Source organism: Salinisphaera sp. RV14, assembly GCF_052044135.1.
Lineage (GTDB): Bacteria > Pseudomonadota > Gammaproteobacteria > Nevskiales > Salinisphaeraceae > Salinisphaera.
Map to the genome: position 1 here is coordinate 24,923 of NZ_JBQDYF010000021.1, position 14,510 is coordinate 39,432.

A 14,510-nucleotide genomic window follows, 5' to 3' on the forward strand; every position below is an offset into this window, starting at 1 on the left:
CCGGGCTGACGAGGCCTGCGCAGCCGTTGGCGGAATGCCGTTGATCTGGATCAAATAGCCCCGGACGGCGATCGGACAGGCTGTGCTGGACGTCCTTCCGGACACGATGGAGAGTAAGGCGATGGATATTGTCGACACCTTGCGTGCCGATCATGGCTATCTCACGAGTCTGGCGCGCCGGATCGTGGATGAGTTGCCGCGCTACGTGCGCGCCCGTCCGCATTCGGCGGCACGGCTTCGCATGCTGGTGGCCGGCTATGTCGCGTATGAACAGCGCGTGCACGAGCCGCGCGAGGCCTGGCTGCGCGCCTATCTGGCAGCGCGCGACGGGGTCGAGGTGCCGCCCGGGTTCGGCGAGCCGGCCCACGACTGGACCACGATCCGCGCATGGCTGGTGTCGGCCACCGGGGGCGCGGCCCGGTTGGATCTGCGCCATCAACTCACGGCCGCCCTGCGCGACGGCGCGGAATCGATGCAGCACGAGGAAACGGATCTGCTCGCCCGGGCCCGGCGGTGCCTGTCCGCGGTCGAACGGCATGCCCTGGCGTTGCGCACGATGGCCCGGGGCGCCCCGGTGTGAGAACCGGGCGCGCCGAACCCTTGTTTCAGTCCCGGGCCAGTTCGGTGAGGGTTGCGCGCAGGATCTCGTGGAAATTGGCGACCGCGGCGATATCCACCCGCTCCGCGGGCGAGTGTGCGCCGCGAATGGTCGGCCCGAACGAGATCATGTCCATCTTCGGGTAACGCGCTCCGATCAGCCCGCATTCCAGCCCGGCGTGGATGACCTTGACCTGCGGTTTTTGCCCGGTCACGCGCTCATGCACGGCCACGAAGCGCGCCAGCAGTGACGACTTCGGGTTCGGCGCCCAGCCGGGGTAGCCGCGTTCGCGCGTCACCGGAAAGCCGGCCAGCTCGAACATCGTCGCAATCCGGTCGGCCAGCGAGTCGCGCGCGGAATCCATCAGCGAGCGCACCATGAGCTGGGCGGTGAACACCCCATCGGCGACCTGCACTACGCCGATATTGTTGGAGGTTTCGACCACGCCGGGGGCCGCCAGGCTCATGCGCTCCACGCCATAGGGCAGGGCATAGAGCAGGCGCACCAGGCGCTTGGTGTCGCTGGCCGACAAGGCCTTGTCGGCGTCGGCGCGATCCTGGTCGACGCTGACATGGCCATCCACGCCGGCCAGTTCCTTCTTGAATACCGCTTCCAGCTCCACCAGTTCCGCCGTGGCTTCATCGAAGGCGGCATCCGGCAGCGCCACGGTCGCCCAGGCCGCCCGGGTGATGGCGTTGTCCATGCGCCCGCCGTCGTAGTCGACCAGGCGCAGGCCGAGCGGGAGCAGTTGATGCAGCGCACGCGCCAGCAGGCGGTTCGCACTGGCGCGTCCGGTGTGGATGTCCATGCCCGAGTGCCCCCCGGTCAGGCCGCGCACGCCGACCTTGAACACGGTGAGGTTACCTTCCAGCGGGTGCTCGGCCAGCTCGGTTTCGGTGGTGACGTTGGCGCCGCCGGCACAGCCGATACAGACCTCGCCTTCCTCCTCCGTGTCCAGGTTGAGCAGCAGGCGACCGTCGAGCCAGTGGGGCGCGAGGTTGGCCGCGCCCACCAGCGAGACTTCCTCGGCCACCGTCAGCAACACCTCGATGGGGCCATGTTCGAGTGTGTCGTCGTCCAGGATGGCCAGAGCCGCGGCGGCGCCGATGCCATTGTCGGCGCCGAGCGTGGTGCCGCGCGCCTTCAGCCAGCCGTCCTCGACGAAGGTTTCGATCGGATCCCTCTGGAAATCGTGGTCCACGCCGGCATCGGTTTCGGCGACCATGTCGACATGGCCTTGCAGCACCACACCCGGCGCGTTCTCGCGGCCCGGCGTAGCGGGCTTGACGATACGCAGGTTATTGGCTTCGTCGCGTTCATGCGCGAAGCCGCGATCATCCGCCCAGGCTTCGATCTTCGACAGGATCGCGTCCTCGTGCCAGGACGGGCGCGGGGTGTCGCAGAAGGTACGGAAATGCTGCCATAGCAGCGTCGGTTCGAGTTGCTCGAGGTGCGCGTTCACGGCGTCGTGGTTCCTTGATCAATACGATAGCGGCAGAGCATAGGCAATCGTTGGCCGCGAGGCCATGCTACGACGCTGTCATCACTTTGTCGGACCCGGGCGTCGGTTGCACGCCGCAAGCGCGGATCGAGCGCTGAACCGCCGCCTCAGGCCGTGGCCGCGGTCAGCGCATCGGACAGCCAGTCGACCACGGTCGCGGTGCGGGCCTCGTCGGCGTGGCCGGCCGCGGCATAGACCGACAGTCCGCGCGGCAGGGTCAGCGACGCCCGCATCGGGCGCACGAGTTGTCCGCGCGCCAACAGATGTTCGAGCCCGCGGCCCCAGCCGAGCCCGACGCCCTGGCCCATGACGGCGGCCTGCAGGACCACCGGGTAGCTGTCGAACATCACGCCCTCGGGCAGAGTGACGTGGAGCCCGACCGCCGACAGCCAGTCCGCCCAGCTCAGCCAGCCGTCCCGCGGGTCGTCCCGGCAATGCAGAATGCGATGCGCGCGCAGATCGGCCGCCGTCAACGAGTCCGCCTCGGCCACGCTCGGCGCGCACACCGGGAAGACCTCGTCGGGCACGGAAAACAGCGGTGTCAGCGCACCCGCGGGCCGGGTGCTGCACTGCAGGGCGAGATCGAAGGATTCCTCGGCATGGGTAAGCGGCTGGGTGGAGGCGTTCACCCGCAGGCGGATATCCGGGTGCGTGGCCTGAAAGGCCGGCAGGCGCGGAATGAGCCAGTACATCGCGACGTACATTTCCGCCAGCAGAACGATGTCGTCGCTTTCGCGTCGCGATCGCAGCCGTTCGGCGGTAGTCGCGATCGTTTCCAGGCCGTGGCCGATGGCGCGGGCCAGTTCGGCGCCGGCATCGGTAAGCGCGACCGAGCGATGCCCGCGCGTGAACAAGGCAAGCCCGAGGTCGTCTTCCAGCGCGCGAATCTGGCGACTGACCGCGGCCTGGGTCAGGTGCAGTTCGTGCGCGGCCCGGGTGAAGCTTTCCAGCCGCGCGGCCGCTTCGAAGGGCAGCAGCGTCGCCAGCGGCGGCAGGGTGTGGCGCAGTCGGCTCATGTCGTCACATTACCGCAGATTATGGCAGTCGGCGTATTCATCGCGTGACGACGCATCGGCACTGACCGAGTATCGGCTCTCCGTGTCGTGCAGGTGATGTCATGTCTTGGACTGGAATGCGTTCGTCGCCCGCGGCCGGCGGTGTCGGCTGTATTGTCCTGGCCGCGGTTATTCTGGCGCTGGGCGACGGTCTGGTAAAGATCGCCTCGGCCGAGATCAGTGTATGGCAACTGGTCTTTCTGCGCGCGTTGGTGGCGTTGCCGCTGATCGCCATCGTGATGGCATCGGGCGCAAGCCGGGGCGGGGTCTGGCCCAAACGTGTGTCATGGGTGGCGCTGCGCAGCCTGTTGCTGGTTTTGATGTGGCTGTTGGTCTATCTGGCGCTGACCCGGTTGCCGCTGCCGGTCGTCTCCGCCGGGCTCTATAGTTCGCCGATTATCATCGCGCTGATGGTGGCCGTGCGCCCCGGCCGGTCATTGTCGAGGCGGGAAACCGTGGGCGTGACACTCGGCTTCGCCGGTGTATTGATTCTGCTGCGTCCCGGCGGGGCGGCGTTCTCGCCGATGCTGCTGCTGCCGCTGGTGGCGGCGGCGCTGTATGCATTCGCGGCCGTGATCACGGCATCGCGGTGCCGCGAGGAGTCGCCCGTTTGTCTGGCGCTGGGCATGCAATTGCTGTTTCTCGTGGTCGGCGGGATTGGGCTCGTGATCGCGCCGATGCTCGCGCCCGCGGGTGACCTGGGCTCCGGCGTGGCCTTCCTGGCGCATGGCTGGCAGGCCATGGATATCGAGGTGTTCGTCCGGTTGGCGCCGCTCATTGTCGGGCTGGCCGTGATCGCGGTTACGGCGAGTATCGCCATGGCGCGGGCCTACCAGATGGCGCCGGCGCCGATGGTGGCAGCGGGCGATTACAGCTACCTCGCGTTCTCCGGATTCTGGAGCCTGGTGTTGTTCGGGCAGATTCCCGACCGGCTGGCCGTGCTCGGCATGGCGCTGATCGCGCTGGCGGGCATCGCAGCGACGCGCGGTGAACGCGGCCGCCATGCGGTGAACAGGGGCCGGTCCGAGCCAGGCCACCGATAACCCGGCGGCCACGCTGGCTGACGCGAACGCGCCGAAGCCAATGCGCCCCGGCCGGCCCGGTCATCTTGGCCGCCGCCGCCCCGCGCCGGCCGATGATCAGGTCCGGGCGCCCAGCGGCCGTCCCTGTTCGACCAGCAGATGGCGCAGCTTCTGGATGATGGGAAAGATCTCGTTGTTGCGGTCCTCGCCCTGGGCGTCGAAAGCGCGCTGCTCGGCTTCGACGATATCCTCGTCCTGGCCGAAGATGCCGTTGGTGAAGGCGATGATGAACGGCCACAGGACATGGATGGCGCCTGGGATACCGGGTTTTCTCACCATCATCAGGCCGAAGGTGTGGTTCTTGCGCTGCTCGGCGTCGATGGGCACGTAGGCGTTCCACAGATCCAGCGCCGGTTCGCTCGAGCCCGCGGTCCAGAACTGCAGCGTCTGGTACGGATAGCCCGTGCGGATGGTCATGATGTCCTTGTCCTCGCGCGCGTCCGATTTGGCATCGGGGGCCTTCGAGCGACGGCCGAGCATGAATTTCTCGCCGATCGGCTGCTTGCCGCGGGCGCGATGAAAGGTGTAGTCGACTTCCACCCAGCCGTCGCCTTCGCGGATATCCAGCGCGGTGGGGTTGATGCTGCCCATCAGGCTGCGATGCAGGAACTGATGATTCATGTCCATCAGGTTTTCGTGCATGAAGCTGTAGTGGCAGTCGATGCGCCGATCGAGGTAGCGGGTCTTGTAGTGGGGGTCGCCCCAGGTCGGGATAGACGGAAAGCGATCGATGCCGGCGGCGTTCACGTTACCCGGATAGACGAAGATCAGGCCGTAGGCTTCCACGCAGGGGTAACTTTTCACCCCGTTGGGCAGTGATTTGTCCTGGTCGAGATAGGGCACGTTGATGCAGGCGCCGGCGGTGTTGTAGGCCCAGCAGTGATAGCCGCAGAGCAGGCGCTCGCCGCGAACTTCGCCCAGCGACAGCGGCACCTGGCGATGGGCGCAACGATCCTCGAGCGCGAAGATATGCCCGGTTTCGGTGCGCGCGAGCACGATCGGCTCGCCGGCAAAGCTCACGCCCTTGGTGCCGGCACGCGGCACATCGCGCGAGCGCGCCAGCGGATACCAGTAGTCGGGGTCGATGGCGGTCTTGCGGATATCGTGGGGCAGCGGAGCGGCGATGCCGCGGTCCGCGCGACGATCCACGGGGGTGGGGGAAACCGATGACATGAACAACAACCTCCGAAGCGGTCGGCAGATAGAACTCGACTCGTTGTAGCAGGATTTGGGCTTTAGCTACAGTCCGTGATTGACCTACCGTCGGCGTAGCCGTCGACGATCGAGAACGCGCGCCATACCGGCCAGGCCGGCGACACAAAGCGCCAACAGCACCACACCATAGTTACCCCAGCGTGCGAATGGTGTCATGCCGGCATAGGGCCGGAAGTGGCCGGTGACGGCGGTCGCGGTGAAGTCCGGCGCACGCGCGACCACCCGGCCGTCCGGGGCGACGATGCCGGTGACCGCGCTGTTGTCGGCGCGCAGTAGATAGCGGCCGGTTTCGACCGCCCGCATGCGCGCCATCTCGAAATGCTGTTTCGGCCCGATGGACCGCCCGAACCAGGCATCGTCCGATACGTTGACCAGCACATTGGCCGGCGGCACGTCACGGGCGATCAGGCCGCCGAAGATATCCTCGTAGCAGACCGAGATGCCGAGCGCGACATGGCCGGCGACGATCGGCTTCTGGTGCGTCGCGCCCGGCGTGATGTCCGAATAGGGCATACCCCACTCGGCCATCCAGTGGCGCACGAATTCCGGTACCGGGAAGTATTCACCGAAGGGCACGAGATGGCGCTTGGAATACAGGCCCTTGCCGGCGCCGACCGCCACCACGCTGTTATAGATGCGTTGTCCGTTCTTGCTCGCGCTGAGCAGGCCGGTGATCAGGGTCGTATGGTGCTTGGCCAGGCGGGCGCCGAGATTGTCGAGCGCCGGTTTGACCGCGCGATAGTAGTCCGGGATCGCGGTTTCGGGCCAGATCACCAGATCCGACTGCCAGTGGCCGTGGGTGAGTCGGGAATAACGATGGATTGCATCGTCGACCGACTGCGGCGACCACTTGGCCTGCTGGGCGATGTTGCCCTGTACCAGGGTGACGGTGAGCGGCTTGCCGCTGGGGTGCGTCCAGTCGATACGGCCGAGCCCGAACGCACCCGCCCAGAGCACGATCAGCGCCGCGATCGCCGTTGGCGCCCGCTTGGGGCGCGCGCTCAGCCAGGCCAGCAGCCCGGCCGAAAGGGCGACTGCCCAGCTGGCGCCGAACACGCCGAATATCGGCACGATGCCGACCAGCGGCGAGGCGATCTGCGAATAACCGATCGACAGCCAGGGAAAGCCGGAGAAGACCCAACTGCGCAGCCATTCCACCAGCGTCCAAAGCAGCGGCAGCCAGACCAGGTATCGCAGCGCGCCCGGGGTCGGGGCGACGCGCGCACCAACGCCGAGCGTGAGGGCAATGAAGCCGGCCAGCACAACGATCAACCCCACCAGCAGGGCCAGGGCCAGCGGCAGGGGCGCGCCGCCCACCCCCGACAGTGCGATCAGGATCCAGTACGTGCCGGCGCCGAACTGGCCGATGCCGAATGCAAGCCCCACGCCGGCGGCGCGCCGCATATTCAGTCCGTCGGCGAGGCGAAACAGCGCCGCCAACAGGAGGGGCAGCGCCCAGAATGCCCCGAACGGGGCAAACGCGGTCACCGAGATCGCGCCCATGATCGCGGCGAGGGCAAGCGCCGGCCCGAGTGTCCTGTAACGCAAATTCATCGCCCTGTTTCGACTCTTTTTCGCGCCATGCGGCGTTGCGGCGATTCGCCGTATTCCCCGATACGGCTCATCACCGCGCCTTGCCTGGCACGAAAAATCACGCGAAACCCATGACGTGAACTTGCGTTACAGGACACTGGACGAGCGCGCAAGGTCGGTCCTGGCACGGTGGCAATCCTGAGAGTCGAGTGGCAACCGGCAATTCAGGCCGGTCGTCCGCGAAAACAGCGGGCCGCGCTAAGGCGATCAGCTCTGGTGGTGGATGTAGTTCTTGAGCCAGGCCTTGCCCGGCGCGCCGATCTTGGCCGCCCAGTGGCCGTCTTTCTTGTACAGCAGCGTCGGTGTGCCGTTGCCGCCGGCCGACGACATCTGCTTGTAGTGGCGGTTGATCACGTGCTTGAGTTTGGCCGAGGGTGAAGCGACCGGTTTGATGCCGCCTTCTTCGGAATCCTCATCGAACCCGTTCTCGTTTTCCACCAGCGCCCTGGCCGGGTCCTTGGCCGACAGGATCGCGGCCGCGCGGCCCATGCTCGATGACTTGAGGAAACCGACCAGGGCCCACTGCAGCTGCAACTTGCCGGCTTTGACCAGCGGCTCGGCCTGCTGGTAGAAGCGATGACAATAGATGCAGTTGGGGTCGGCGAAGACATAGATCACCGGCGCATCATTCGGGCCCTGCTGAACCAGATGCCCGGTTTTCTTGAGCTGATCGACCACCTTGCCCACATCCGGCTTGGGCACGTACTTGTCGGTGTACTGCGCCGACATGTTCTTGCCCTCGGGCGAGACCATCTGGCCCATGAACAGATAACCATGATCGCCATAGACGATCTGATGCTGGCCGTCGTTCTCCAGCACATAGCCGGTCACGCCCGGGACATCGGTCTTGAACTGCCGATCGACCGTCAGCGAGCCGTTTTTGACCGCCTTGGCGAGCACCGGTGGCAGGTCACTTGTCGCCGGTTTCTGGGTCGGCTGGGCGCTGGCGGCAAGGGTGGTGGCAAGCAGTCCGGCACCGGCCACGGCGGCCAGGCGCTTGAAAACGGCGAGGGTCATGCAGGGCTCCGATGATGACAATAACGGCTCGGCCCGGGGATTGCGGCGGCCCGGGCGCGACTCTGGACGCAATGTACTAGCCGAGGCGCGAGTTGGCGAGCACGAACGCAAGCCGTCACTCGAGCCTGTGCCTCGGGGCCGGCCGGGGCGTGCGGCCCGCTGCCTCACGCCGAACGGTCGCACGAGGTGGTCGTTCGCTGGTGTCGACGCGCCCCGGGCGCCTCTCTGCGAACCGGATGCGTCACCGGGCGACGCGCGGGCACCGGCCAATCGCGCGCGCTATCGCATGCCGGCGCCGAACAACGAAGCCGGTACCACCGGCGGGCATGCTTGGCCGCCACGCCCGCCAGTGCGGTAAGCTTGCCGCCACGCCCAACTGCCCGCACCCGGCCATGGTCGATTCCCGACAGCCGCCGTCGGACGATTCCGACACCATCGATTTCGGCTACGAACGCGTGCCGCGCGGCGCCAAGGCCCAGCGCGTGGGTGCGGTGTTCGATTCGGTGGCCGACAACTACGACATCATGAACGATCTCATGTCGATGGGCGTCCATCGGGCATGGAAGCGGTTCACGATCAGTCTGGCGGCGGTGCGCCCGGGCGAGCGCGTGCTCGATCTGGCCAGCGGCACCGGCGATCTCGCGGCCGGTTTTGCCCGCAAGGTCGGCGCCTCCGGCCGGGTGCTGATGTCCGATATCAACCACGCCATGCTCTCCAACGGCCGCGACCGGATGATCGAGCGCGGGCTGGTCTCGAACGTCGATTATTGCCTGGCCAATGCCGAGAAACTGCCGTTCGCCGACGACGCCTTCGACTGCGTGACCATCGGCTTCGGCCTGCGCAATGTCACCGACAAGCAGGGCGCGCTCAACGAGATGGCGCGCGTGACCAAACCGGGCGGGCGCACCATCGTGCTCGAATTCTCCAAGCCGGCGGTGCCGGGTCTGGGACGGCTCTACGATGTCTATTCGTTTTCGGTGCTGCCCTGGCTGGGCAAGAACGTGGCGCGCGACGAGGCGGCTTATCGCTATCTGGCCGAATCGATCCGCATGCATCCCGATCAGGACACGCTGAAGTCGATGATGGGCGAAGCCGGTTTCGTGCGCTGTGGTTATCACAACCTCACCGGCGGCATCGTCGCCGTGCATCGCGGTTACGCGCCATGAGTCCGGCGGGGGATTTTCGCGGCCTGCCGGGGCCGGCGCGGGCCGCCGCCGAAATGGCGCTCAATCGCTATATCGGTGCCGACGCGACCGCGCTCGAACGCGCGGCGGCGCTGTCCGGGCGTTCGCTGACCGTATGTTTCGCCGATCTGGACCTGGCGGTGACCTTCATCGGCGAGCGGCACGGCCTGCAGGTCGCGGGTTCGCCCGAAGGCGAGCCGGACGTGCGCCTGACCGGGCGCTCCACCGTGTTTGCCCGGGTGTTCTTTTCCGGCGGCCGCGAGGGGCTCACCGGCGGTGGTCTGCGCATCGAGGGCGATATCGGCATCGCCCAGCAGTTCGCGGATCTGTTCTCCGGCGTGGATTTCGATCTCGGCGATCTGCTGGATCAGCGCTTCGGGCCCGTGGTCGGGCATTTTCTCGAGCAGGGCGCCAAGGGCGCGGCCGGGCTGTTCTCGCGTCTGCGGCGCGAGCTGCCGGCGCAGGCGGCCGAGTATCTGCGCGAGGAAACCCGGGACGTCGTCGGCGCCTGGGAACACGAAAAACTGGCCGGCGAAGTCGCGGGGTTCCGCGACCAGGTGGAGCGCACCGCCGCTCGAATCAAGAGACTGGAGCGGCGACGCTGATGCTCGGACAATCCCGGCGTGTGCTGGAAATCCTGCGCACGATGCGCCGCTATGGCCTGGGCGAGCTGTTCGGCGACAATGCGCCGACCTGGCTGGTGGGCCGGCCGAAGCACTTCGACCAGCCGGTGGCGGTACGCCTGCGCCTGGCGCTGGAAGCGCTCGGGCCGGTGTTCATCAAGTTCGGCCAGACCCTGTCGACGCGCCGCGACCTGCTGCCCGACGGCATGGCCGAGGAACTGTCCAAGCTGCAGGACGATGTGCCGCCGTTCGAGGGCGCCGAGGCGCGCGCGTTGATCGAGGCGGCCTATGGCCACGAGCTGGAACGCTTCTTCGCCGAGTTCGACGAGCAACCCATGGCTGCGGCCTCGATCGCCCAGGTGCACGCCGCACGCCTGCACCCGGCCGCGGGCGAGACGCGCGGCGCGGCCGTGGTGGTCAAGGTGTTGCGCCCGGACGTGCACGCGCGTGTGGCGCGCGACATCGCGGTGCTCTACACGCTGGCGAAGATGGCCGCGCGCTTCCATCCGGAAGCCGAGCGCCTGCGCCCGGTGGAGATCGTGGCCGAATACGATCGCATCATCCACGACGAACTGGACCTGATGCGCGAAGGTGCCAATGCCAGCCAGCTCGGGCGCAACTGGCACGGCTCGGACCTGATCGTGCATCCGACCATCTATTTCGACTACAGCACCGAGTCGGTGCTGGTGATGGAGCGCATGGAAGGCGTGCCGATCGACGATGTCGATACGCTCGTCGCCGCCGGCGTGGACTTCAAGGTGCTGGCCGAGCGCGGCGTGGAGATATTCTTCAAGCAGGTCTTTCGCGATAATTTCTTTCATGCCGACATGCACCCCGGCAACATCTTCGTGCAGACCGACAATCCCGGGCGTCCGCGTTACGTGGGGCTGGATTTCGGCATCGTCGGCACGCTGACGGCCGACGACCAGCGTTATCTGGCCGAGAATTTCCTGGCCTTCTTCAATCAGGATTACCGGCGCATCGCCGAGTTGCACGTGGAATCCGGCTGGATGCCGGCGGATACCCGCATCGAGGATTTCGAGGGCGCGATCCGCACGGTCTCCGAGCCGATCATGAACAAGCCGCTGGCCGAGATCTCGTTCGGGTTGTTCCTGGTGCGCCTGTTCAAGATCGCCCGGCGTTATCGCTATCAGGTTCAGCCGCAACTCGTACTGCTGCAGAAGACCGTACTCAACGTCGAAGGCCTCGGGCGCGACCTGTATCCGCAGCTCGACCTGTGGGCGACGGCCAAGCCGATTCTGGAAGAGTGGATGCGTCGCCGCGCCGATCCGCGCATCGCGGCTGAACGCATTCGTCAGCAGTTGCCGCAGATCGTGGACGGTCTGCCCGATCTGGTGAATACGGTGGTGCGACGCACCCGCGCCGGCGAGGCGCCCGGCGCGCACCAGCTGGAAGCCGCGCTGACCGAGATCACCTACGAACTGCGCACCGCGCGGCGGGCCATGCGCTGGACGCTGGTGGGCACCGGTCTGGTCGTGGTCTCGGCCGCCGAGCTGGCTTATCCGCCGTTGCCGGTGTGGATGGCCATCATCACCGGGTTGGCCGGCATGATCAGCTGGGCCAAGGCCTGGCACGGTACGCCGCGCCCGTCGAGATAAGGCAACGCGGCCGCGCGCTGCCGTTCACGCCACCCTGTTGGCATCGGTTCTAAGAGCCGGCCGCGGCCGCCTTGCCGTCGTGCCGGGCACTGTTGTGGGCCTGTCCAGCCATCGGCCGGCTCGGCTTCGCCCCCCGCGTCTGGTTCTGATTGAGCGTGTTGAGCCCCTTGAGCAGGTTCAGGGCTTCATAGACACCGTAGTCCTTTTCCACCAGTGGCTTGCCGGAGTGGGGCTGGTCGGCGCTGCCATGGTTTCCGGAATCGGCAGCGGGCGTGCCGGACGCGTCCGCGCCGGTATCGGACGATTTGGCGCCCGTGTCGCTCTGCGGCCGGGTCTGCGACTCGGGTTTCGAGTGGTTGCCCTTGTCCTTGCCGGTATCGCTGCTGTGGCCGGCGTCGTTGTTGGCGTTGTTGGCCGCCGGGCCGGCGCCGGCTTCCGCGCCGGTATTCTTGAGCGCGCCGGGCAGGTCGGCCTCGGTATAGCCGAAGCCGCCGCTGGCCTGGGCCGGCGTGATCTTGACCGGCGCCAGCTTGATGTCGGGCGTGATGCCCTCGGCCTGGATCGAGCGGCCGGACGGGGTGTAGTAGCGCGCGGTGGTGAGCTTGAGCGCCGAGCCGTCGTTGAGCGGCAGGACGGTCTGCACCGAGCCCTTGCCGAAGGTCTGGGTGCCCATGATCACCGCACGGTGGTCGTCCTGCAGGGCGCCGGAGACGATTTCGGCGGCCGAGGCCGTGCCCTGATTCACCAGCACCACCATCGGCGCGCCGTTGAGCTTGTCGCCCGGCGTGGCCTTGAACTTGTGCTCGGTATCGGCGGCGCGCCCCTGGATCGAGACGATCGTGCCGCTGCCGACGAAATCGTTGGAGACGTCCACCGCGGCGCCGAGTACGCCGCCGGGATTGTTGCGCAGGTCGAGCACGACGCCCTTGAGCGGGCCGTTGGCCTTTTTCTTGAGCTGGGCCAGCGCCTTGTTCATGCCCTTGGCGGTGCCGTCGGTGAACTGGCTGATGCGGATGTAGCCATAGCCCGGGGCCAGCATGTGCGACTTCACGCTCGCGACCTGGATATCGGCGCGTTGCAGATGCAGGTGGATCGGTTTGTCGTGGCCATCACGCAGAATGGTCAGTGAGATATTGCTGCCCGGCTTGCCGCGCATCGCGTGCACGGAATCGCTCATGGACATGCCCTTGACCGGCTTGTCGTCGATGCGAATGATCATGTCGCCCGGCTGGACGCCGGCCCGGGACGCCGGGGTGTCGTCGATCGGCGAGATCACCTGCAGGTAACCGTTCTCCATCTGCACCTTCACGCCGATCCCGCCGAACTGGCCGGAGGTGGATACCGTGAGCTGCTTGTACTGGTCCGGATCGAGATAGGCCGAGTGCGGGTCCAGCCGGTCGACCATGCCGTGCAGGGCGTTGTCCAGGAGTGTCTTGTCCGACACTTTCTCGACGTAGTCCTGCTTGACCTGGTGCATGATCGCCACGAACTTGCGCAGTTCCGACAATGGCAGCTTCTGATTGGCCTGGCTGACATCACTGGCCTTTTGCAGGCTCTGGACATCGGCCGCCCCGGGCGCGCTGTCGGCGAAACTGTTCTCTCCGATCGTGATGACCGTGCCGACGATCACGCCGAGCACGATCAGGGATGCGCCGCGCAGTTTGGGGTCCATGTCTTTTTTCCAGTGTCTTGTCAGTCGGTTCCGGCGCCCGAAGGCGTTCGGTCAGGCGCTCGATAGGCTCGGGTCGGTCGGTTCGGTCCGGTGCGGGGCTCGGCCTGCCGCAACGACTATCGACGATAGCATACGGCTGTCTCGCGCCAATCAGCCCGCCAGCCAGCGGCTCGGATTCACCGGGTCCTGGCCGTGGCGGATCTCGAAGTAGATGCCGTTCTTGTCATGGCCGCCGCTATGCCCGGCGGTGGCGATCGGCTGGCCGGTGGATACCGCGTCGCCGACGTCGACATAACTCGCCGCGGCATGCCCGTACAACGAATAATAGCCGTGGCCGTGATCGATGATCACGATCAGGCCATAGCCTTTCATGTAACCGACGTAGACGACCCGGCCCCCGGCGACCGCGTGTACCGGCGTCCCCTGCGCGGCGGCGAACCAATCGCCCTGCCAGCGCAGCGGGCCACCGTTCTTGATCTGGCCGTAGCGCGCGAGCACGGATTTGGCCGCCACCGGCGGATGCATGCGGCCCTTGAGTTTGTAGAACGGCACGCCCGAGGGCACCGGCGGCAGGTTCGACAGCTGGCTCTGCACCGAATCGAGCAGTTTCTTGAGTTGGTGTTCCTGGTCGCGCATGTCCGACAGGCTCGATTGGTGCGATGACAGCTGTCGGTCGAGCGCGGCCAGCGTGGCCTTCTGTTTCTTTTCGGTGGCTTCCAACGCATCCAGCGTCCGGGCGCGCTCGGCGCGCTGGTCGGCGAGTTGTGAGCGTTCGTTTTCCAGCGATTGCTGCTTGGAGGCCAGGCGGGTGAGTACGGTCTTGAGGTGCGCGACCTGTCGGCTCTGCGCATCGGAAAAATACTGGTAGTAATTCAGCATGCGGCCGATGCGATCGGGCGCCGCCCCCGAGAGCAGCAGGCGCATCCGGCTCACGCGGCCGGTCTCGTAGGCCGAGCGCACCTGGGCGCGCAGCGTCTCGAGTTCGCCGGATAGATTGTCGCGTTCGGCGTTGCGCTGCTTTTTCAGGCGGGCGATGCGTTTCTTGTGCTCGGCGATGGCGTGGTCGAGCGTGTCCAGCCGCTTGCGCGTCGCGCTGATGCGCGATTGCGCCTTGGCCAGCGCGTCCGACAGGTCGCTGCGCTGATTCGAGGCGGAGGCGATCTGCTTGCGCACCTTGGCGATGCGATCGCGCAAGGCCGAGAGTTCGGCGCGGGCATGGGCGGCGCGCGAGTCGCCGTCGGCCAGGCCGGTCGCCGGGGCAAGAATGGACAGCGCAAGCAATAGGGCGCCGAGCACGTGGGTCAACCGCATCGGGCGATTGTAAGACAAGCGGCCGCGTGCGGGTCAGGGG

The 14,510-nt window shown here is 66.7% G+C and carries 12 protein-coding genes; 5 read left to right on the plus strand and 7 right to left on the minus strand.

What is annotated here, in order from left to right; genetic code table 11:
* Positions 1 to 121 precede the first annotated feature (121 nt).
* Positions 122 to 580 (plus strand): hypothetical protein, encoded by a 459-nt coding sequence (locus ACS8Y6_RS15815; RefSeq protein WP_440855981.1) that lies wholly within the window; start codon positions 122 to 124, stop codon positions 578 to 580.
* 25 nt (positions 581 to 605) lie between these two features.
* On the opposite strand, the gene ACS8Y6_RS15820 is transcribed toward ACS8Y6_RS15815, so the two are convergent.
* Complete coding sequence (locus ACS8Y6_RS15820) at positions 606 to 2,060, minus strand: aminoacyl-histidine dipeptidase (protein WP_440850901.1); 1,455 nt, start codon at positions 2,058 to 2,060, stop codon at positions 606 to 608.
* A 146-nt stretch (positions 2,061 to 2,206) separates the two neighbouring features.
* Entirely contained in the window at positions 2,207 to 3,115 is a 909-nt protein-coding gene (locus tag ACS8Y6_RS15825) for a LysR substrate-binding domain-containing protein (RefSeq protein ID WP_440850902.1), read from the minus strand.
* A gap of 101 nt (positions 3,116 to 3,216) precedes the next feature.
* On the opposite strand from ACS8Y6_RS15825, the gene ACS8Y6_RS15830 reads away from it, so the two are divergent.
* Positions 3,217 to 4,197, plus strand: coding sequence for a DMT family transporter (locus ACS8Y6_RS15830; protein ID WP_440850903.1), 981 nt, complete (start codon positions 3,217 to 3,219; stop codon positions 4,195 to 4,197).
* Positions 4,198 to 4,293: 96 nt separating this feature from the next.
* Here the strand turns inward: ACS8Y6_RS15830 and ACS8Y6_RS15835 are convergent, their stop codons facing one another.
* The 3 genes from ACS8Y6_RS15835 to dsbG form a co-directional block, all read right to left on the minus strand.
* Positions 4,294 to 5,409: a Rieske 2Fe-2S domain-containing protein gene (locus ACS8Y6_RS15835; protein WP_440855982.1), complete on the minus strand. Its 1,116-nt coding sequence runs from the start codon at positions 5,407 to 5,409 to the stop codon at positions 4,294 to 4,296.
* An 84-nt stretch (positions 5,410 to 5,493) separates the two neighbouring features.
* Positions 5,494 to 7,005: an apolipoprotein N-acyltransferase gene (gene lnt / locus ACS8Y6_RS15840; protein ID WP_440855983.1), complete on the minus strand. Its 1,512-nt coding sequence runs from the start codon at positions 7,003 to 7,005 to the stop codon at positions 5,494 to 5,496.
* Between the two features lie 246 nt (positions 7,006 to 7,251).
* A complete protein-coding gene (gene dsbG / locus ACS8Y6_RS15845; protein ID WP_440855984.1) occupies positions 7,252 to 8,061 on the minus strand; it encodes a thiol:disulfide interchange protein DsbG in 810 nt (269 codons plus the stop codon).
* 392 nt (positions 8,062 to 8,453) lie between these two features.
* On the opposite strand from dsbG, the gene ubiE reads away from it, so the two are divergent.
* The 3 genes from ubiE to ubiB are packed head-to-tail and all read left to right on the plus strand — an operon-like array spanning position 8,454 to position 11,487.
* Positions 8,454 to 9,227, plus strand: coding sequence for a bifunctional demethylmenaquinone methyltransferase/2-methoxy-6-polyprenyl-1,4-benzoquinol methylase UbiE (gene ubiE, locus ACS8Y6_RS15850; RefSeq protein ID WP_109993415.1), 774 nt, complete (start codon positions 8,454 to 8,456; stop codon positions 9,225 to 9,227).
* On the plus strand, positions 9,224 to 9,850 hold the full coding sequence (locus tag ACS8Y6_RS15855) for a ubiquinone biosynthesis accessory factor UbiJ (protein ID WP_440855985.1): 627 nt from the start codon (positions 9,224 to 9,226) through the stop codon (positions 9,848 to 9,850). The genes ubiE and ACS8Y6_RS15855 overlap by 4 nt, the downstream gene beginning before the upstream one ends.
* A complete protein-coding gene (gene ubiB / locus ACS8Y6_RS15860; protein WP_440855986.1) occupies positions 9,850 to 11,487 on the plus strand; it encodes a ubiquinone biosynthesis regulatory protein kinase UbiB in 1,638 nt (545 codons plus the stop codon). Before ACS8Y6_RS15855 ends, ubiB begins: the two co-directional genes overlap by 1 nt.
* A gap of 49 nt (positions 11,488 to 11,536) precedes the next feature.
* Here the strand turns inward: ubiB and ACS8Y6_RS15865 are convergent, their stop codons facing one another.
* Positions 11,537 to 13,159: a S41 family peptidase gene (locus ACS8Y6_RS15865; protein WP_440855987.1), complete on the minus strand. Its 1,623-nt coding sequence runs from the start codon at positions 13,157 to 13,159 to the stop codon at positions 11,537 to 11,539.
* A 150-nt stretch (positions 13,160 to 13,309) separates the two neighbouring features.
* Entirely contained in the window at positions 13,310 to 14,470 is a 1,161-nt protein-coding gene (locus ACS8Y6_RS15870; protein ID WP_440855988.1) for a murein hydrolase activator EnvC family protein, read from the minus strand.
* Positions 14,471 to 14,510 lie beyond the last annotated feature (40 nt).

Coding starts and splice junctions, on each gene's coding strand:
- ACS8Y6_RS15815 (WP_440855981.1), top strand. CDS start 122: ATGGATATTGTCGACACCTTGCGTGCCGATCATGGCTATCTCACGAGT.
- ACS8Y6_RS15825 (WP_440850902.1), bottom strand. CDS start 3,115: ATGAGCCGACTGCGCCACACCCTGCCGCCGCTGGCGACGCTGCTGCCC.
- ACS8Y6_RS15830 (WP_440850903.1), top strand. CDS start 3,217: ATGTCTTGGACTGGAATGCGTTCGTCGCCCGCGGCCGGCGGTGTCGGC.
- ACS8Y6_RS15835 (WP_440855982.1), bottom strand. CDS start 5,409: ATGTCATCGGTTTCCCCCACCCCCGTGGATCGTCGCGCGGACCGCGGC.
- lnt (WP_440855983.1), bottom strand. CDS start 7,005: ATGAATTTGCGTTACAGGACACTCGGGCCGGCGCTTGCCCTCGCCGCG.
- dsbG (WP_440855984.1), bottom strand. CDS start 8,061: ATGACCCTCGCCGTTTTCAAGCGCCTGGCCGCCGTGGCCGGTGCCGGA.
- ubiE (WP_109993415.1), top strand. CDS start 8,454: ATGGTCGATTCCCGACAGCCGCCGTCGGACGATTCCGACACCATCGAT.
- ACS8Y6_RS15855 (WP_440855985.1), top strand. CDS start 9,224: ATGAGTCCGGCGGGGGATTTTCGCGGCCTGCCGGGGCCGGCGCGGGCC.
- ubiB (WP_440855986.1), top strand. CDS start 9,850: ATGCTCGGACAATCCCGGCGTGTGCTGGAAATCCTGCGCACGATGCGC.
- ACS8Y6_RS15865 (WP_440855987.1), bottom strand. CDS start 13,159: ATGGACCCCAAACTGCGCGGCGCATCCCTGATCGTGCTCGGCGTGATC.
- ACS8Y6_RS15870 (WP_440855988.1), bottom strand. CDS start 14,470: ATGCGGTTGACCCACGTGCTCGGCGCCCTATTGCTTGCGCTGTCCATT.